The organism is Corynebacterium sp. A21, from assembly GCF_052266655.1.
In the GTDB taxonomy this organism is placed as follows: domain Bacteria; phylum Actinomycetota; class Actinomycetes; order Mycobacteriales; family Mycobacteriaceae; genus Corynebacterium.
Genome location: NZ_JBQPQY010000007.1, coordinates 88,660 through 106,289 on the forward strand (window position 1 = coordinate 88,660; position 17,630 = coordinate 106,289).

The following is a 17,630-nucleotide window of genomic DNA, read 5'->3' on the forward strand; positions in this document are numbered from 1 at the left end:
AATTCCCCAGCCACAGGAGAATCCACGCGTGTGAAGCCTTTTCACCACATCCTGGTCAACACTCTGATCGCGAATGTGACCACCAGCTATCTCTGGTTCGCCATGACTTTCTGGGTCTATTTGGAGACCCGTGATGTCGCTCTGACCGGTATCGTCAATGCCCTCTACATGGGCCTGATCGCGATCGGCTCGATCTTCTTCGGCAGCATCGTCGACCACAACCGCAAGAAGAACGTCATGATGTTCGCTGCCGTGGCCACCTGTGTCACCTACTTCGCCGCCGGTGGAGTCTGGTTGGCCCTGGTTGATCCGGCCACCCTCGGACTTGATGATGCCGCGCTCTGGCTCTTCGCCCTTCTCATCCTGACCGGCTCGGTGGTGGAACACATGCGCAATATCGCGCTCTCCACCACCGTGACACTGCTGGTCCCGGAGGACGAAAGAGATAAGGCCAATGGACTGGTAGGTATGGTGCAAGGGGCGGCTTTCCTGGTCACCAGCGTTATCGCGGGTGCCTCCATCGGTTGGCTCGGCATGGAACTGACTCTCTGGATCGCCCTTGCCCTGACGTTGGTGGCTCTGGTACACCTCGTTCCGATCAAGATTCCCGAGCGTGAGATTCTCACTGCTGCCGAAGCCGCTGCCGCCGCTGCGCCGGTTCCCGCCGAAGACACGGCGGCGGATACCACCACCCCGGTGGTTCCCGCCCAACCGGGGCCCGAGGGGGCGTCGATAAGCAAGGGCATTGACCTGCGCGGTTCCCTGAAGATCATTCTGGGGGTGCCCGGGTTGCTGGCACTGATCCTCTTCACCTGTTTCAACAATTTCATCGGCGGCGTCTACACCGCCCTGATGGACCCCTACGGACTGGAGATGTTCAGTCCGCAGGTGTGGGGATTCGTGCTCGGTGGCTCCAGCCTCGGTTTCATCGCCGGCGGCATGCTGATCGCAAAGACCGGGCTGGGCAAGAACCCGGTGCGCACTCTGCTGCTGGCCAATGTGGCCGTCGCGGTGCTGGGTATTGTTTTCGGGCTGCGCGAATGGTGGTGGCTCTACGCGGGCGGCATTTTCCTCTTCATGTTGCTCATGCCCTTCGCGGAGGCCGCCGAGCAGACCATTTTGCAGCGGGTGGTGCCCTTCCGGCAGCAGGGTCGGGTCTTCGGGCTGGCGATGGCCGTGGAGATGGCAGCCAACCCGCTGTCGGCGGTGGTCATCGCGATTGTGGCGCAGGCCTATGTCATTCCGTGGATGAACTCCCCGGCCGGGCAGACGGCCTTCGGCTGGTTGCTCGGGGAAGGCAGCACCCGCGGCATGGCGCTGATGTTTGTCCTCTCCGGTGCGATCATGCTGGTGATCGTCCTGCTGGCGCTGATCTCCCGGCCCTACCGGCAGCTCAGCCGGTACTACGCCGAGCACACCCAGGACCTGGCGGGTTCTCAAGCTCAGTAGAACTCACCCAGCGGTGCCAGGGAAGAATCCGGCTCGCGGAGGACCTCCCTGATCCGCTCAGTATCCTGCTCCTCCCAGCCCTCAGGTTCCAGGATCCCCACCCAAAGATCCACCGCCTCCTCACCGTAATGGTGACCGAAACCTGCGGGCACGCCCACTGAAAGGGCCATGTCAGCGGTGACCTGCCAGAAGGTGACAAAGGGCAGCCAGCGCATGTCCGGGTGAACATCCGGGCCGCGCTCCTCCGCCAACCAGTCCGGTTTGTTCAGCAGCAGCTCAAAACTCCACCAGGTGATCGGATCACCGGCATGTTGCCAAAAAACGAAGCGGGGTGTCTCCCACCCGCCGGTAGGCAGGGAGAGATCCTCACCACGACCGGCGAACCGGATATGGCGGCCCTGATCGATGATCGGCAGGCGCTCCAGCGAACCCGGATCACGGTCCTCGGTGATCTGGGCCCAGGGCTGCGCGAAATTCGGGGTGCCGATCAGCAGCCCACCATCCAGGCTGGCAATCATCGCCGATTCGGAACCGACCGCCCCCTGCGCCCCATAGGAACCCAGGCTTTCGCCCATGACCAGCAGTTTCGGTCGATCATCCTCAGGCATTTCCGACCACTCCGCATAGACTTTTTCCAGCAGCACCCGGCCCGCCTCCAGCGGGGTGTTGCGGTCCGCGAGGAATGCCATGGGACTCTGCAGATAGCTGTACTGCATCCCGATGATCGCGGAATCCCCGCCCGTCAGATACTCGAGAGATTCCGCGCCGGCGGTGTTCACCCAACCACGCCCGGTGGTGGTCACCACCAGCAGAGTGCTGCGTTCGAAGGCCTCGGTGCGGTGCAGCTCCGCCACCGCTCGCTCGGCGATCTCGGGCACGCTCGCCGCCGAAGCGACCCCGGCATAGACGCGGATGGGTTCCCTGGCCTCACGGCCGGTGACCTCCGTGATCTCCGCCGCCCGGGGGCCGCTAGCGACAAAAGCGCGACCATCACGTCCCAGCGTCTTCCACTCCTCAGCGGAGTCCGGGGAGCCGGAGCGTTCCGGCTCCAGCGGACGCTCGATCCCCTCCCGCGTGGTCTGATCCAGTGGGGCTGCGGACCACTCGGCGGCGGCCAGCACACCGCGGAGGAGTGCTCCCTCGATGAGTGCCCAGGCCAGGATGAACACCAGGATGATCCCGCCAATCCGGGCTACCGGAGCAGGAAGGACCCGCCGCCCCCAGCGGCTCAGCCGATCACTGAATCCACCGATACCGCGGCCGGCCTGGATCAGCAGCACAGCAATAAGCAGAGCGAGAATCAGGACCAGCACATAGAAGCTGCGGGAATCCTGTTCCACCCCGATCAGTTCACGGATCCCATGCTGCCACTGCGCGCCGAGCACCCCAAAAAACGGAATCACCACCAAGGCAATGGCGGCCAACACCCACCAACCGATCCGTTTGAGCTGGGCTGAGGGCTGCCAGTCCACGCCCGCCCAGCGCCAGAGCTTCAGTCCCAGAATGCCGATGCCATAGCCGGTGGCCAGGCTGATTCCGGTGGCCAAGGCCTGGAAATACCACATCCGGGGAAGCAAGGAAGGGGTCAAGGACCACGTGAAGAAGAGCAGCGCGAGGCTCAACCCGGCGGGGTGGAAACCGCGGAGATAGGTGGCGAACCTGGTGGGCAATGCTCGGGTGAAAAACGCAGTGTTCGGGGACATCGGATGCCTTAAACTCCAGGAGGGCCCGGAACACACTACCGGGGGAGACAAGCCGGGCGGTGGCTGGCACTACCGTTTCATGCCGCAACCCTTAACCGCCATTATCGCCCAGATCAGGGGTTCAATGTGTGGGTTTCACCCTGATCTAACTATCAGAGGAAACGCAGTCCACGCAGGGTGGCACTGAGTACCTCGCGGGCCTGGGCCTCACCAAAATTGCCATTCTCCAACACCCGCAGGGTCACGCCATCCAGCATCAGGCGCAGCTCCAGCGCGGCGACCTCGATCTCCGGGGCGATGCAGGTGGTGGCGACGATCGCGCGGCAGAGCTCATCAAGCTGCCCAGAACTTTCCCGGTACGCCTCCATCAGGACCGGATTATTCGGATGATCGGTCTGCACCGAAAGCTGCACCAGATAATCCACCCTGGTGGCCGGAGTCAGCGGGAGCAGGGACAGCAGCGTATCGACGGCCGCGGCCAGGCAGAGCTCAGCCCCTGCCGGAGCTTCCTGCAGCTGCGTGAGACGGGTAGTGGAGCGCTTCCGGCCGTCCTCGAAGAGCGCGACGAAAAGTTCATCATGAGAGGGGAAGATATGCCGCAGTGAACCGGCGGACATCTCCGCCTCCTCCGCCACCCGCCGAACACTGGCAGCCTGCATCCCCTCCCGGGCCAACAATCGCTTCGCCGCAGCCAGGGCCTCCCTGCGCCGTTCCTTCTTCTGCTTTCTCGCCATAGCGCGAACTCTATTACGACTGAGCTAGTAGCGCAGGGTGAGCAGAACTCCCGGCACTTTCGGGGGAGAAACCACCAAACCCCCAGCGCAGGGAGCATCGGAGGTTTATTGTTCCCCCTATGACCTTCACCCACCCGAGCCGGGCGATCCTGCGTGCCGGTGCGCTCGCGCTGAGTTCCCTCCTGCTGGTGTCCTGTTCTTCCGCTCTGGAAGCTCCGGCCCCCGCTGAGTCCGCCAGCGCCACCGAATCTGTAATTCCCGGCGAAGATCTCCCCTCGCTACCGGAGACCCCGGAGCTGCCGGAGGTTCTTCCCGGGGAGGGCGATGGCTCCGTTGACCATGGCCTCAACCCGTTGGCCGAAGGCGAGCGGGTTGAGGCTGAACCCGATGCCATTTCCTTCCAGGTTGAGCCCGCTGCGGGACTGACCGTCAACAGCGGCATGGTCACCGTCCACTGGGCGGCCACCGCCGGCGGTGTTCCCATCGCCGCCGATGACTGCGAAGGCATGCTCACCATCATGATGCCGGATGGCGGAATCCTCACCTTTGAACCTGAGATCACCGGCTGCAACGGCAGCACCGGCATCCTGCTCAGTGAAAACCTCGGAACCCCACCCGGTGATTATGTGGTCTCTGTGATGCTCAGTCAGGCCAGTGGCGAGCAGACCATCAGCGTCGCTGCGGGCGCCTGAGCCTGCTCCGTGCCTCGGGTGGGTTAGGATTTCCGCATGTCCAGTGCCGTCTACACCTCATCTTCCCGCCGTTCCGGCCCGCGTTCAGCTGCTGGCCCGGTGATGCTCGGCATCGCTCTGATCAGTGCGCTTTTCTTGGCAGGATGTGGCACCACGGTGGCCGCGGACAACGAGGGCAGCGCCGGCAGCGAATCCCCGGATGACCAGATTCGCGTGCCCACCCAACCCATCGACGCCATTGCGCTGAACAACGGTGCCACGTCCCCGGTTTCCCTGGCCACGGGACCGGAGACCGTGACATTCACCTGGCAGGGGCTTATGATCGGGCAGCCGGTGGCCCACGATGACTGCGTGGGCATGCTCGCATTGACCGACCCCGTGGGACGGCTGATCACCCTGGATCCCAGCCTGCGCAGCTGCGCCGGTAGCACTGAACTGCTTATCGACGCCGCACACGGCAGCCCCGCCGGGGACTACCGCCTTCAGGTGATGCTCAATGGACTGAACAATGAGCTGATCTTGCCGGTCCTGCCCTAAAAACGACACCGGAACTAAAGATCATCCCCCGGTGCGATCTGCACCAGCCCCTGTTCCGCGAGCTCAGCGAGGTAGGCGCTGATCCCCTCCCCCGGCGCGTCCGGGGCGATATTGATCGCCAGCATATCCGGCAGGGGATGCTCCACCCGGCAACCGAGATTCTCCAACTGCGGGAGAAGATGCTCCCTGAAGGGGGCTTCGACCAGCACCCGGACGGTGCGGTTGCCGCCGCGGAGGATCAAGGCCTGAAATTCCAGCACCTCATCCACCTGGTGGGCGGCCACGATATCGCCGAGGGCGAGGTCGCGGGCCGTCACCGGGATGCAATTGATCAGGAAGTGCCCGCCGCCCAGTCTTCGGACTGTGAGCTGCTCTGATTCCACACCGGGGATATCCACTGGGACTCGGAGCACTTGCTGTTCATCCGCCATGGGCATCAGCTGGCCTCACTTCTCCTGCTCATGAACTGGTGACTTTCTTTCCTGATGCGCGTGCCCTTACCGATGTACCCGGCGACCTGCTCGGTGTTCGGGGACTGCATATGGCCCAGTTGCTAGCCAGGAAGCCCCGGGGAACCGAGGATCCCCGGGGCGGCGTCGAGAAGTAGCTCAGGGGGTGGCCCCGCTGATGTCGAGCTTCTCGCCACCATCAGCCACATCCACGTGGACGGTGTCCCCGTCGCGGATGTCTCCGGCCAGCAGCTTCTTGGCCAGCTGATCGCCGATGGCCTGCTGGATCAGGCGACGCAGCGGGCGGGCACCGTAGGCCGGATCATAGCCACGCTCGCTGAGCCAGTGGCGGGCGGAATCGGAAACCTGGAGCTGCAGGCGTCGGCCCTGCAACCGATCAGCCAGCTGTGCCACCTGGATATCGACGATGTGGGTGAGCTGCCGCTCGCTCAGTGCATCGAAAATGACGACCTCATCGAGCCGGTTGACGAACTCCGGCTTGAAGGTCCGCTTCACAGCCTCCATCATCTGCTCGCGGGTACCACCGGCACCCAGGTTCGAGGTGAGGATGAGCAGGCTGTTACGGAAGTCGACGGTGCGGCCCTGGCCATCGGTCAGGCGGCCATCATCGAGGACCTGCAGCAGAATATCGAAGACATCCGGGTGCGCCTTTTCCACCTCGTCAAAGAGCACGACGGTGTAGGGACGGCGTCGGACGGCCTCGGTGAGCTGGCCGCCGGCGTCATAGCCGACGTATCCGGGAGGCGCACCGACCAGCCGGGAGACGGAGTGCTTCTCGCCGTACTCGGACATGTCGATGCGCACCATGGCGCGCTCATCATCGAAGAGGAAATCAGCCAGGGTCTTGGCCAGCTCCGTCTTACCCACACCGGTGGGGCCGAGGAAGAGGAAGGAACCGGTCGGACGATTCGGGTCGGCGATTCCGGCCCGAGAACGACGCACCGCATCCGAGACCGCTTCCACTGCCTGGTGCTGGCCGACGACCCGCTTGCCCAGCTCCAATTCCATGGCCAGCAGCTTCTCGGTTTCACCCGCGAGCATCTTACCGGCCGGGATGCCGGTCCAGTTGGAGACCACATCGGCAATGGTGTCCGGAGTGACCTCCTCGGAGAGCATGGCGTTGTTCTGTCCCTCCTGGACATTGCCCTCAGCGGCGGCGACCTCCTTCTCCAGCTCGGGGATACGTCCGTAGCGCAGCTCGGCGACCTTGCCGTAATCGCCCTCACGCTCGGCGATCTCCGACTCAGAGCGCAGCTTTTCCAGCTCTTCTTTGGCCTCGCGGACGCGGTCGATCGCACCCTTCTCATTGTTCCAGCGGGCCTTGAGCTCGCCGAGGGTCTCCCGCTCATCGGCCAGCTCGGAGCGCAGCTTCTCCAGCCGGATCTTGGAGGCGGCGTCGGTCTCCCGGCTCAGCGCGACCTCCTCGATCTCGAGGCGCCGGACAATACGCTCACGCTCATCGATCTCCTCCGGGGAGGAATCGATCTCCATCCGCAGGCGAGCGGCAGCCTCATCAACCAGGTCAATGGCCTTATCGGGGAGGAAACGACTGGTGATATAGCGGTCCGAGAGGGTGGCGGCGGCGACCAGCGCGGAGTCCTGGATCCGGACACCGTGGTGGACCTCGTAGCGCTCCTTCAGTCCACGGAGAATGCCGATGGCATCCTCCACACTTGGCTCACCGACGAAGACCTGCTGGAATCGGCGTTCCAGCGCGGCATCCTTCTCAATGTACTTGCGGTACTCATTGAGCGTGGTGGCACCGACCATGTGCAGCTCACCACGGGCCAGCAGCGGCTTGATCATGTTGCCGGCATCCATCGCGGACTCGCCGGAGGCACCGGCACCGACGATGGTGTGCAGCTCATCGATGAAGGTGATGATCTGCCCGTCGGCGGCCTTGATCTCATCGAGCACCGCCTTCAGCCGCTCCTCGAACTCACCGCGGTACTTCGCACCGGCGACCATGGAGCCCATGTCGAGGGAAACCAGGGTCTTGCCCTTGAGGGACTCGGGCACGTCACCGGCGATGATGCGACGGGCCAGACCCTCCACAATGGCGGTCTTACCCACGCCGGGCTCACCGATGAGCACCGGGTTGTTCTTGGTGCGGCGGCTGAGCACCTGGACCACGCGGCGGATTTCAGCATCACGGCCGATCACCGGGTCAATCTTGCCCTCCCGAGCCAGCTTGGTCAGGTCAGTGGAGTACTTCTCCAGGGCCTGGAACTGTCCCTCCGGGTCCTGGCTGGTCACCTTGGTGGAACCGCGCACCGAGGGGAAGGTGCCCTTGATGGCGTCATAGCTGGCACCGCGACCCTTGAGCAGATCAGCGGCATCAGACTTACCGGCGGCGATACCGGCGAGCAGCACCTCGGTGGAGACGAACTCATCACCGAGTTCACCGGCCAGCTCCTGGGAGGCGGTCAGTGCATTGAGAGCATCGCGGTTGAAGTTCGGGTTGGCGAGGTTCTGCCCCTCAGCCTTGGGGTAGGAATCAACCAGCTGCTGGGCTTCCCTGGACACGATCTGCGGATCCACGCCGGTGGCTTTGAGAACCGGGGCGGCGATGCCATCGGCCTGGTCGAGGATGGCTACCAGCAGGTGCGCCGGCCGGATGTCCGGGTTGCCGTTGGCGGAGGCTGACTGCAGTGCGGACTGCAGGGCTTCCTGGGTCTTGGTGGTCGGATTGAAGGAGCTCATGCACCTTTCCTTTCCAGTCTGTGACTGGTGTTCACCAGCCATTCTTTTCGATCTCACTAGTCATAACGCACAAGGAGTTGAGTCTGTTCCACTCAACCTCAAATTTCTTCAAAAATTCTTGAGCTTAGGCGACTCAACTTCACCCTCATTATCCAGCCTAATGACTTCCCAGCCTAGTGGCTCGACCCCAACTACGGTTCCGGAAAAACCCTGCACTCGCCGGACCCCAGAACCCCTGCCGACCCGCAGTCGCCCCCAGCTACAGGGCCAGCCAAGCGGACATCGGAAAGCAGGAGGCGCTACGGGGTCAGCGACTACCGGAGAAGAACTGGCCGATATAGATGCCCCCTCCCGATAGATACCTCCAGCCGTCTCCGTCCAGCCCTCGGCGCCGTGCCACTCCAGACTGAAGATGCCCCGGGAGCCCCACCAGATCCCGCCGCTGCCACCACCATTCGAACTGACCGCAGAAAGCCCGTCTCCGCCTCGCCGCTTTCCGCCCGCCCCCGCCGCCCAGAAGAGAAAATACAAACCACTGGGTCATACAATCAATTTGCCACTTAGTCTCTTTGACATTCCATAGGGACGGAATTCTATTAGGAATAGAAAAGTAGTGAAGATATGCGCCACAACAGCGCAGAAACTCCTCTTCTAAACATCAATTCTCGGCCATCTACAATATGGAAATTCGGACAAAGTCCCCAACAGGACCCTCGCCGATTTCACCTTCCAGGTGTCGCCACAATAGCTTTTATCCAGCCATGAAAACCCCAACCAAATAGGCGGCATAAACACCTTCGGGCCAACCCGAGACCACCCCCGTAAGCCGCCAGAGAACACACCACTCATATCCCCCGCAAAGTGGCTAACCCACAACGCCAATACTTCACCAGTCACTCCATAGCGGCACCATAAAAGCCCGAAATTGGTAAATGAGTGACCCATCCAGCCCCCGCACCGCCACGCACGACATCATTGACTGACGTGCGATTCAACTAATACCACCCCCACTGCCCCACCCGAAAAGCAGCCGATAATAACCGCCCGGACACCGGCCACGCTGGCGATATAGTAGAAAGAACTTTTCCCCGAAAACCCCTGAGTATATCATAATAAAAATGTCGTTTAAATATGGGAATTCCCAATTCGGCTAGAACTCCGAATGTTGTTATGGTGATTCAGCACTCAAATCGCCCCGCCGGCAGAGGATGTGTATTTACTTTATATCGGGACCAAAATGCTGCGGCATTTTCGCCCAGCCACCTCATGCCGCGGGTCAATTCATTCTTCGGTCCCGAGGTATGGAGGAGATTTGGACGGCTTTCAGTTCAGTTCATGGGCGACCATATTAATGTTGGTCGGTTTTTTCGGAGTGACCTTCTTGATCACCCTGACTATCCGGGAACGCAAGGAAAACGTCGACGGATTCATGGTGTCCAGCGGAGCCATCGGCTACGGTTTCTCCGCTTCATCGATGACCGCGACCTGGGTATGGGCAGCTTCCTTCTACGCTGCAGCCGAGGCCGGCTTTATCTACGGGATCTCTGGTCCCATTCACTATGGCCTCTGGGGCGCGCTGATGATTCTGTGCATCTACCCCTTCGGAAAGCGCTTCCGCACACTCGCACCGCATGCGCACACTCTCGCGGAGATGGTTCACGCCCGGCACGGCTCTTCCAGTCAGCTGATGCTCGCGGTATCGAATATCGCCGGCAGTCTCATCAGCCTGACCGCGAACTTCACCGCCGCCGGCGCACTGGTGTACATGCTGACCCCCTTCAGCTTTGGAACCGGTGTGGTTGCGGTTGCGATCGGCGTTCTCGCCTACACCATCTGGTCTGGGTTCCGGGCTTCGGTACTCACTGACTATATCCAGCTTGTGGCCATGATGGGGGCTGCGGTCATCATCATTCCCGTGATCTTCTTCGCCGCAGGCGGCCCCGACATGATCAGTGTCGGCATGGATACGCTGCGGGAGCAGAATCCCCAGAAGGCGGACTTCTGGTCGAAGGATGCCTTCCTCTATCAGGGTGCGCCCTACATGGTGGCGGTGCTGGCCTATGCGATCGGCAACCAGACCATCATGCAGCGACTGTTCGCGGTGCGGGTGGACCACATCAAATCAACCTTCGTCACCGCGACCCTCGGCTACGCCGGCACCGTCATCGGTCTGGGCATGCTCGGTGTCCTCGCCGCCATGATCGGCATGCAGCCGGTAGATGGCAACACCAATAACATCATTCCGCAGATGGGCGTGGAGTTCCTGCCCGCCTTCCTCATTGTGGCGTTGTTCATCATGGTGATCGGCTCACTGTCCTCTACCGCGGACTCCGATCTCTCGGCACTGGCCTCGATCGCCATGACCGACATCTACGGCAAGAACATCGCCCGGGGCCGCGTCAAGGCAAAAACGATGTTGCTGGTCGGCCGGATGACCATGGTTGGTGCGACCGCCGCTGGTGTGGCCCTGGCCTTCGCCAGCTTCAATATCTTGGGCCTGCTGGTCTTCGTTGGCGGTCTATGGGGTGCCTTGGTCTTCCCGGTGATCGCGAGCTTCTATTGGAACCGGATCACCAGCAAGGCATTCGTTATTTCCGTGGTGGTGGCGGTGACCTTCTTCCTGCTGACCCGTTTCGAGTTGATTCCGATGTTCGGGGTTCAAGCAGTGGTCTTCGAACTCCTCAGCGCCCTCGGTGCTGCGAGCGCAGTGGGGCTGCTGGCCTTCGGTGTCTTCGGTCGCCGAGCTGGTTTCATCGCGGCAGCGATCATGTTCCTCGCCATGGTGCCGCTCTTCCTCGGGTTCCTCCGCGACTACCCGGTGCTGCTCAGCGCGCTGGTCGCCTACGGCATCAGTACCGCCTTGTGCGTGGCCATCAGTCTCCGCAGCAATGAGCGCTTCGATTTCGACCTCATCGACCAGCGGGTGCTGTCCTTCCAGGGTGGTGCGACCCGCAAGACCACTCTCTCGGACGCTGATGCCGCTGATACCTCGAAGTATGAAGCAGCACAGTCGGCGCACCGCTCTGCGGATGTCGACAATGGTGGCAGCGATGCTGACCCGAAGGGAGGTGGCAGCGAATGACCACCGCACTGATGACCATCTACATCCTGATCTGGCCGGTACTTGCTGCGATCGTGTTGATCCAGCTCACCATCGGCGTGATCAACGATTACCGGGATGCCCACCGGGAGAACCGGAAAGTCGTCTGAGCGACTTATCTCACCCGCCGCCGTGGCAGAGCTGTCCCCACAGTTCTGCCGCGGCGGCGTTTGCTGTCTCTGTGATGGCAATCCCCCGCACCCCGCCAGGTGTGCGCAGCTGCGCACACCATGCCAGCGCCGCGTGCCAGACCTGAAGTCAATGGCAGCGATGCGGCTGGCGAGGGAATTATCCAGGGATCATGCTTCCCCGGCGGAGGCCGGTTCCGGCTCCCGGTCATCTCCGCGGACATGACCCCGCTCCGGTAGCCATCTGAGGACGAAGGCAGCGCCGAGCACCGCCACCGCCACGATCAGCGATGCCCAGCCGAGTCCGGCGGTCATGCCCGCGATCACCGCGATCGGGGCGATGATGGTCATGCCGATCTCGAAGGGCGCGAAGCCGATGTAGGCCACGCCGTATTCATTCAGGGTCCCGGACTTCAGCTTCGGGTCGACGATTTTGAGTAGTGCGATACCGGTGGCCACGGCGGCGGTTGCCCAGCCCCAACCGAAGACGGCACGCTCGAGCCACTTCTCGCCGAAGAAGCGCGGGGCGACAAAGAAGAAGAAGAGAACACAGTAGACGACGCCGGCGACGAAGAGGATGACCAGCGGCACCAGGTAGTCCGCGATGGCGGCTGGGACGATCGAGGCGATACCGAAGGCGATCAGGTAATCGGTGGAGGCGCCGGAGATCGAGTTGACGGTGTCCCGGTCCAGGTACTCCGGCTTCTTCAGTGCGCGGAGGATGCCCATGCCGATGATGCCGACCACGAAGGAGGTGGCGAAGAGCGGGATGGATACCGTCGAAAACATCGAGGTGATCCACTGGTTGAACAGGTAGGCGAGCAGCACGGTGAAGGCGATGATGCCGGCGTGCAGGGCCAGCGGCTCGATGGCCGAGGGGTTGGTGGTGGCTTTGCCGATGCTGGGACGCTCGGAGAGCTTGTCAATGTAGCCGGAGCGCAGGTCCCAGGGCAACTTCGTGGGCATCGCGGCGGTCTTGCCCTTCTTGATGCCCCAGGTGGTGAAGATGATGCCGCCGACGATGGCGGCCAGGGTACCCACGGTGGCGGAGGTGAAGCCCAGGGAGGCGGCGGCGACCGCGCCGGAGGCCTCCAGGGAACTGCCGACCGCTGCGGCGGTACCAAAGCCGCCGACGAAGCCGACGGGCAGCATCATGCCGAACCAGTCCTCAGTGCCCCAGACCGGCTGGAAGAAGTAGACGCCGAGCAGGATGAAGATCGCCCACTGGCCCATGAACATTCCGGTGGAATAGGACCACATGTTCTGCGCACCGGAGCGCATCGAGCGACTGAATTGCATGGAATAAGGCATGGCTGCGAAGACCACTGCAATGAGCAGAGTGGTGTAGGTGCCCATGTGATCGGAGAAGTTGATCCATCCGAGAACATGCGGGCCCAGCGCCATTCCGATCAGGCCGGCGGTGATGGGTGAGGGAATCAGCAGGGTCTGGAAGAAGGGGATTTTCCGGCGCAGCACATTGCCGATCACCATCAGTGCGGAAATCCATCCCACATCCTGCAAGAGACTAAAAGGGGTGTACTCCATGATGTTGGGCGCACTTCCTCTCAAAATTGATCGACTGGGTTACAGAACATGGAGAGCCTAGTCCACATCACAGTGTTCCTATTAGTTTAGAGACTGAATCGAAACATTGCCTTCACAAAGCCTCCCCAATGATGCTAAAGTTGTTGACATGACAACGAAGTATCAGGCCATCATCATCGGAGCGGGCCAGGCGGGGCTGAGCGCCGCCCATGAGCTCGCCCGGCGCGGCCTGGTGCCGGGCGAGGATTTCCTGCTTATCGACGCCAACCCCGGCCCGGGCGGCGCGTGGCGCCACCGCTGGGACTCGCTCACCCTGGGAAAGGCCCACGGCATCGCCGACCTCCCGGGACTCGCCATGAAACGCCCGGATCCCGACATTCCTGCCAGTCAGCTGGTGACGGATTACTACGGCACTTATGAGGACACCTTTGGACTGAAGACGGTCCGCCCGGTGGACGTGACCGGAGTCGAGGAGTCCGCCGAGGGCCTATTGCGGGTGAGCGCCCGGGACGGTCGGAGCTGGCTGACCCGCATGGTCCTCAACGCCTCCGGCACCTGGACCAACCCGCATGTCCCCTACATTCCGGGGATCGAGAATTTTCAGGGCAGGCAGCTGCACACCAGGGACTACGTCAGGGCCGAGGATTTTGCCGGAAAGCGGACCCTGGTGATCGGCGGCGGACTCTCTGCGGTGCAGTTTCTCCTGGAGTTGGCTCCGGTCACCGAGACCATCTGGGCCACCCGCCGCCCGCCGAACTTCACTGCCCGGGAGTTTGACGCCGGCTGGGGGCTGGCGGTGGAAAAGGCGGTGCGGGAACGCACCCACGCCGGCCAGGCCCCGGCCTCGGTGGTGCGCACCACCGGCATCCCGCAGCTTCCGGATTACCTGGCCGGAGTGAAGGATGGCGCACTGGTCAGCCGGGGCATGATCGACCGGATCTACCCGGATACCGTCCGCTTCGGCCCGCCACTGTCCGAGCGCCAGGAAGGTTTGGGCCCCGCCACTGGCGAGGGGCTGGCGGTACCGGAGAGCTGGAACCCCTACCCGCAGGGGCACCTCGAGAAGGTGGACGTCATCTTCTGGAACACCGGTTTCCGGGCGGCACTGCGCCACCTGGCCCCGATGAAGCTGCGCGGCAAAAAGGGTATTGAACTCATCGATGAGGTCACCCCGGCCGCCGATCCACGTGTACTACTGGTGGGATACGGCTCCACCGCCTCCACGGTGGGCGCGACCCGAGCCGGGCGGCTGGCGGGCCGGAAGGCCTGGAAGTGGCTGAGCGGGAAGTAGTTGCCGGCCGGGGAGGGCGCGGCGTCGATAAGCGGAAAACATTCCCCCTCGACAGTTGTTGACACATCAACTACAATGACTGTCATGAAATCATTCGGCTTCCTCAGCTTCGGCCATTACGCCATGGGCAACCAACCCGGACCCAATGCCCGTGACACCCTCCACCAGGCCATCGATCTCGCGGTCGCCGCCGATGAGATCGGAGTCAACAGCGCCTCCTTCCGCGTCCATCACTTCGCCCCGCAGGGTGCCTCCCCGATGCCCCTGCTCGGCGCCATCGCCGGCAAGACGAAGCACATCGAGGTCGGCACCGGCGTGATCGATATGCGCTATGAAAACCCCCTCTACTTCGCGGAAGAGGCCGCCGCCCTGGAACTGATTTCCGACGGCCGACTCGCCCTCGGCGTTTCCCGGGGATCACCCGAGCCCGCCGAGAAGGGCTGGGAGGCCTTCGGCTACACCAGCGAGCAGGACAATGGCGCTGACATGGCGCGGTCCAAGTGGGAGACCTTCCTCGCCGCCATCGACGGCTACGGCATGGCCAAGGCCGCCGAAGCCGGCAAGCAGTACCCGAACATGTACCGCCCCGGCACTCCCCTGCCGGTCTTCCCGCAGGCCCCGAACCTACGCAAGCACATGTGGTGGGGCGCCGGTTCCCACGGCACCGCCGAGCAGGCCGCCCGCGATGGGGTGAACCTGATGAGCTCCACTCTGGTCTCCGAGGCCGATGGCTCCACCCTCGGCGAGATCCAGGCCGAGCAGATCCGTCGCTACCGCGCCGCCTGGCAGCAGGCCGGCCACGACTGGACCCCGCGGGTCTCGGTCTCCCGCTCCATCTTCCCGATCGTCTCAGAGAAGGACCGTCAGATGTTCGGCCTGCAGGCCTCCGAGAAGGACCAGATCGGTTCCCTCGGCGAGGGCATTCCGGTCACCTTCGGCCGTTCCTACGCCGCCGAGCCGGATGTGCTCATCGAGCAGCTCAAGGCGGATCCGGCGGTCATGTCCGCAGACTCGCTGATGCTGACCATCCCCAACCAGATGGGTGTGGAAGCCAACCTCTCCATCCTGCAGAACTTCGCCGAACACATCGCCCCGGCGCTCGGCTGGATCTCCGCGAAAGAAGGACTGACCACGGGATATGAGATTTCCTAGGGTCCCGGTGTCGCCCGTTGGAACCAGCTGGAGACAATAGGGCACAATGGGAAACGTGATCCCCTCCGAGACGCTTTCCGATGTAGCCAGCAAGGTGCGTGCTCAGGAGGCCCGGTTCCTGGATCTGGTGCATGACCACTTCTTCACCAGCATCCTGGAGGCCCGCTCGATCTTCCCGCTCTCCCGGGAACGCACCCACCTCCAGCTGGTCCCGGCTATTACAGATGTATTAGACCGGACGCCCCTGAGCGGCGAGGTACCGCAGCACGTGCTCAATTATGTGGCCGGCCACGGTGTGCAGCACCGCCGCCACGGCTTCCCCTCCGAAGCCTATGAACCCTTCGGCGAGGCCCTCGCGGCCGCGCTTGACGATGCCCTTCCCGCCACCAACCCTGCCATCATCGCCGCCGCCCAGAAGGCGCTGCGCCAGGTGTGCCGGTCCATGGCCGCCGCCGCCCTCGAGCAGGACCTGGCCGGGGTGCCGGCCGCCTACCTGGCCACCATCACCCACGTTGAGCGCCGCAGCCGCCGGATCAGCGTGGTCCACCTGGAAACCCCGGGCATGAAATACCACGCCGGTCAGCACATCCCGGTGGCCATGAACTTTCTGCCCGGCACCTGGCGGAACCTCTCCCCGGCGCTGCCCGCCAATGACTACGGCCAGCTGGAATTCCACATCCAGATCCATGAGAAGGGCACCGTCTCCCCGATGCTCGCCACCCCCCGGGTCGGCGATTTCTGGACCCTCGGCGCCCCCACCGGAAACCTGGTCCCCCAGAGCAGTTCCCCACTGCTGCTGATCGCCCACCGGATGGGCCTGGCTCCCATGCGCGCCATCATCTTCGATCTGCTCCAAAAACCTGGACCGCACCGGCCAGTCCACCTGATCATGAGCGCTGAATACCCCGGCGAGCTGCATGATCTGCTCGCACTGTGGAATGTCGCCCAGGCCGTGGACTGGCTCGAGATCACCCCGGTCGTGGAACATGACACCGATCCCTGGTGGGTCGGGGCAACCACCACCTCGCAGCGGCCCGAGGGACTGGAACTTCAGGTCAGCGCTGACCTCGGCGCATGCGTCCTGGCGCAAGGCCGCTGGCCCAACCATGAGGTACTCGTCGCAGGTCCCGCCCGAGGCGTGCACGAGACCGTGCGCACCCTCTACCGCGGTGGAGTCCCCTTCAACCACGTGCACTACGAAGCCTGGTGACTTTCCCCCCGGTGCTACGCGGATATATCAGGCCTCTAGGACAGGAAGTACCTTTCGGACCTTGTCCACCAGATCAAAGTCGATGTCAAGGATGAGCGTCTCCTCGCCGTAGCCGGCCTCCGCCACCCGGTTGCCATTGGGATCAACCACGCAGGAATGTCCCAGGCCGGTCGGCCCACTGGGCTTGCCACCCTCAGCCTCCCCACCCGGACGGGCCTGCCCGGCTGCGATGATCCAACTGGTGGAGTCCAGAGCCCGGGCGGCCGTCAGGGTACGCCACTGGGCCAACTTATCCGGACCGTCCGCCCAGGAGGTCGGCAGCACAATCGCTTTCGCCCCCTGGCGTGCCAGCTCCTTGAACTGCTCGGGGAAACGCACGTCATAACAGATCGCCACGCCGATGGTGTGGCCCGCCACCTCAACGTTGAGCAGCTGATCACCGGGGTGCACCGTATCTGATTCCGCGTAATTGAAGGCATCATAGGTGTGGATCTTGCGGTAGCCGGTGTGGTGCCCACCGCCGGTGACCAATGCCAGGTTAAAAACCCGGTTGATCGTCTTGCCCGCACGCTCGATGGTGTCCGCCGGGCTGAACATACCGGCGATGATCACCACCCCGAGCTCCTCAGCAAGATCCTTGACTCCGGTGGCGAATTCCCCCTCAAGCTCCTGGGCGTGGCGGTCCAGTCGGCCGGTACCGAAAGCCTGACTGGTGGCCTCGGGGAAGACGATGAGTTTCGCCCCCTCCCCGGCGGCCTGGCGGGCGGTATCACGGACCTGGGCCAAATTGGCCAGCGTATCCGCTCCGGACTGAAGCTGTACCACTGCGATGCGCATGAACCCAGACTATGTGGACAACTGGTAGTTATCCACAGATGGGTGCAGCCGGTGATTGCCTGATCACCGGGAAGTGAGT

Annotated in this window: 14 protein-coding genes; 8 read left to right on the forward strand and 6 right to left on the reverse strand. The window is 63.0% G+C overall.

Annotated elements, in window-relative coordinates; all coding sequences use genetic code 11:
* Positions 1 to 30: 30 nt before the first annotated feature.
* Complete coding sequence (locus ACTU46_RS11250) at positions 31 to 1,449, forward strand: MFS transporter (RefSeq protein WP_443381765.1); 1,419 nt, start codon at positions 31 to 33, stop codon at positions 1,447 to 1,449.
* Here the strand turns inward: ACTU46_RS11250 and ACTU46_RS11255 are convergent.
* Positions 1,443 to 3,152 (reverse strand): alpha/beta hydrolase, encoded by a 1,710-nt coding sequence (locus ACTU46_RS11255; RefSeq protein WP_443381766.1) that lies wholly within the window; start codon positions 3,150 to 3,152, stop codon positions 1,443 to 1,445. The two genes, ACTU46_RS11250 and ACTU46_RS11255, sit on opposite strands and share 7 nt — an antisense overlap.
* A 152-nt stretch (positions 3,153 to 3,304) precedes the next feature.
* On the reverse strand, positions 3,305 to 3,886 hold the full coding sequence (locus tag ACTU46_RS11260) for a TetR/AcrR family transcriptional regulator (RefSeq protein WP_443381767.1): 582 nt from the start codon (positions 3,884 to 3,886) through the stop codon (positions 3,305 to 3,307).
* A gap of 119 nt (positions 3,887 to 4,005) precedes the next feature.
* Here ACTU46_RS11260 and ACTU46_RS11265 point away from each other — a divergent pair, with 119 nt between their 5' ends.
* Together ACTU46_RS11265 and ACTU46_RS11270 are read left to right on the forward strand one after the other, a co-directional pair.
* Entirely contained in the window at positions 4,006 to 4,578 is a 573-nt protein-coding gene (locus tag ACTU46_RS11265; protein WP_443381768.1) for a hypothetical protein, read from the forward strand.
* A gap of 36 nt (positions 4,579 to 4,614) precedes the next feature.
* Positions 4,615 to 5,115 carry a hypothetical protein gene (locus tag ACTU46_RS11270; protein WP_443381769.1) on the forward strand — a complete coding sequence of 167 codons (501 nt, stop codon included), beginning with the start codon at positions 4,615 to 4,617 and terminating at the stop codon, positions 5,113 to 5,115.
* A 14-nt stretch (positions 5,116 to 5,129) separates the two neighbouring features.
* Here the strand turns inward: ACTU46_RS11270 and ACTU46_RS11275 are convergent, their stop codons facing one another.
* Together ACTU46_RS11275 and clpB are read right to left on the reverse strand one after the other, a co-directional pair.
* On the reverse strand, positions 5,130 to 5,546 hold the full coding sequence (locus ACTU46_RS11275; RefSeq protein WP_443381770.1) for a DUF4265 domain-containing protein: 417 nt from the start codon (positions 5,544 to 5,546) through the stop codon (positions 5,130 to 5,132).
* 177 nt (positions 5,547 to 5,723) lie between these two features.
* On the reverse strand, positions 5,724 to 8,288 hold the full coding sequence (gene clpB / locus ACTU46_RS11280; protein ID WP_443381771.1) for an ATP-dependent chaperone ClpB: 2,565 nt from the start codon (positions 8,286 to 8,288) through the stop codon (positions 5,724 to 5,726).
* A 1,372-nt stretch (positions 8,289 to 9,660) separates the two neighbouring features.
* Between clpB and ACTU46_RS11285 the strand changes: the two genes are divergently transcribed.
* Positions 9,661 to 11,370, forward strand: coding sequence for a sodium:solute symporter family transporter (locus tag ACTU46_RS11285; RefSeq protein ID WP_443381772.1), 1,710 nt, complete (start codon positions 9,661 to 9,663; stop codon positions 11,368 to 11,370).
* Positions 11,367 to 11,498, forward strand: a complete 132-nt coding sequence (locus ACTU46_RS11290; RefSeq protein WP_443381773.1) for a putative transporter small subunit — start codon at positions 11,367 to 11,369, stop codon at positions 11,496 to 11,498. Before ACTU46_RS11285 ends, ACTU46_RS11290 begins: the two co-directional genes overlap by 4 nt.
* A 189-nt stretch (positions 11,499 to 11,687) precedes the next feature.
* On the opposite strand, the gene ACTU46_RS11295 is transcribed toward ACTU46_RS11290, so the two are convergent.
* Positions 11,688 to 13,061: a sodium/glutamate symporter gene (locus ACTU46_RS11295; RefSeq protein WP_443381774.1), complete on the reverse strand. Its 1,374-nt coding sequence runs from the start codon at positions 13,059 to 13,061 to the stop codon at positions 11,688 to 11,690.
* Positions 13,062 to 13,209: 148 nt separating this feature from the next.
* On the opposite strand from ACTU46_RS11295, the gene ACTU46_RS11300 reads away from it, so the two are divergent.
* The 3 genes from ACTU46_RS11300 to ACTU46_RS11310 all read left to right on the forward strand — a co-directional run bounded on the left by ACTU46_RS11300 (position 13,210) and on the right by ACTU46_RS11310 (position 16,714).
* A complete protein-coding gene (locus tag ACTU46_RS11300; RefSeq protein ID WP_443381775.1) occupies positions 13,210 to 14,352 on the forward strand; it encodes an NAD(P)-binding domain-containing protein in 1,143 nt (380 codons plus the stop codon).
* An 84-nt stretch (positions 14,353 to 14,436) separates the two neighbouring features.
* Positions 14,437 to 15,504, forward strand: coding sequence for an LLM class flavin-dependent oxidoreductase (locus ACTU46_RS11305; protein WP_443381776.1), 1,068 nt, complete (start codon positions 14,437 to 14,439; stop codon positions 15,502 to 15,504).
* A 46-nt stretch (positions 15,505 to 15,550) separates the two neighbouring features.
* Positions 15,551 to 16,714 carry an FAD-binding oxidoreductase gene (locus tag ACTU46_RS11310; RefSeq protein WP_443381777.1) on the forward strand — a complete coding sequence of 388 codons (1,164 nt, stop codon included), beginning with the start codon at positions 15,551 to 15,553 and terminating at the stop codon, positions 16,712 to 16,714.
* Between the two features lie 27 nt (positions 16,715 to 16,741).
* On the opposite strand, the gene ACTU46_RS11315 is transcribed toward ACTU46_RS11310, so the two are convergent.
* A complete protein-coding gene (locus ACTU46_RS11315) occupies positions 16,742 to 17,551 on the reverse strand; it encodes a carbon-nitrogen hydrolase family protein (RefSeq protein ID WP_443381778.1) in 810 nt (269 codons plus the stop codon).
* Positions 17,552 to 17,630 lie beyond the last annotated feature (79 nt).

Coding starts and splice junctions, on each gene's coding strand:
- ACTU46_RS11255 (WP_443381766.1), bottom strand. CDS start 3,152: ATGTCCCCGAACACTGCGTTTTTCACCCGAGCATTGCCCACCAGGTTC.
- ACTU46_RS11260 (WP_443381767.1), bottom strand. CDS start 3,886: ATGGCGAGAAAGCAGAAGAAGGAACGGCGCAGGGAGGCCCTGGCTGCG.
- ACTU46_RS11265 (WP_443381768.1), top strand. CDS start 4,006: ATGACCTTCACCCACCCGAGCCGGGCGATCCTGCGTGCCGGTGCGCTC.
- ACTU46_RS11270 (WP_443381769.1), top strand. CDS start 4,615: ATGTCCAGTGCCGTCTACACCTCATCTTCCCGCCGTTCCGGCCCGCGT.
- ACTU46_RS11275 (WP_443381770.1), bottom strand. CDS start 5,546: ATGGCGGATGAACAGCAAGTGCTCCGAGTCCCAGTGGATATCCCCGGT.
- clpB (WP_443381771.1), bottom strand. CDS start 8,288: ATGAGCTCCTTCAATCCGACCACCAAGACCCAGGAAGCCCTGCAGTCC.
- ACTU46_RS11290 (WP_443381773.1), top strand. CDS start 11,367: ATGACCACCGCACTGATGACCATCTACATCCTGATCTGGCCGGTACTT.
- ACTU46_RS11295 (WP_443381774.1), bottom strand. CDS start 13,061: ATGGAGTACACCCCTTTTAGTCTCTTGCAGGATGTGGGATGGATTTCC.
- ACTU46_RS11300 (WP_443381775.1), top strand. CDS start 13,210: ATGACAACGAAGTATCAGGCCATCATCATCGGAGCGGGCCAGGCGGGG.
- ACTU46_RS11305 (WP_443381776.1), top strand. CDS start 14,437: ATGAAATCATTCGGCTTCCTCAGCTTCGGCCATTACGCCATGGGCAAC.
- ACTU46_RS11310 (WP_443381777.1), top strand. CDS start 15,551: ATGGGAAACGTGATCCCCTCCGAGACGCTTTCCGATGTAGCCAGCAAG.
- ACTU46_RS11315 (WP_443381778.1), bottom strand. CDS start 17,551: ATGCGCATCGCAGTGGTACAGCTTCAGTCCGGAGCGGATACGCTGGCC.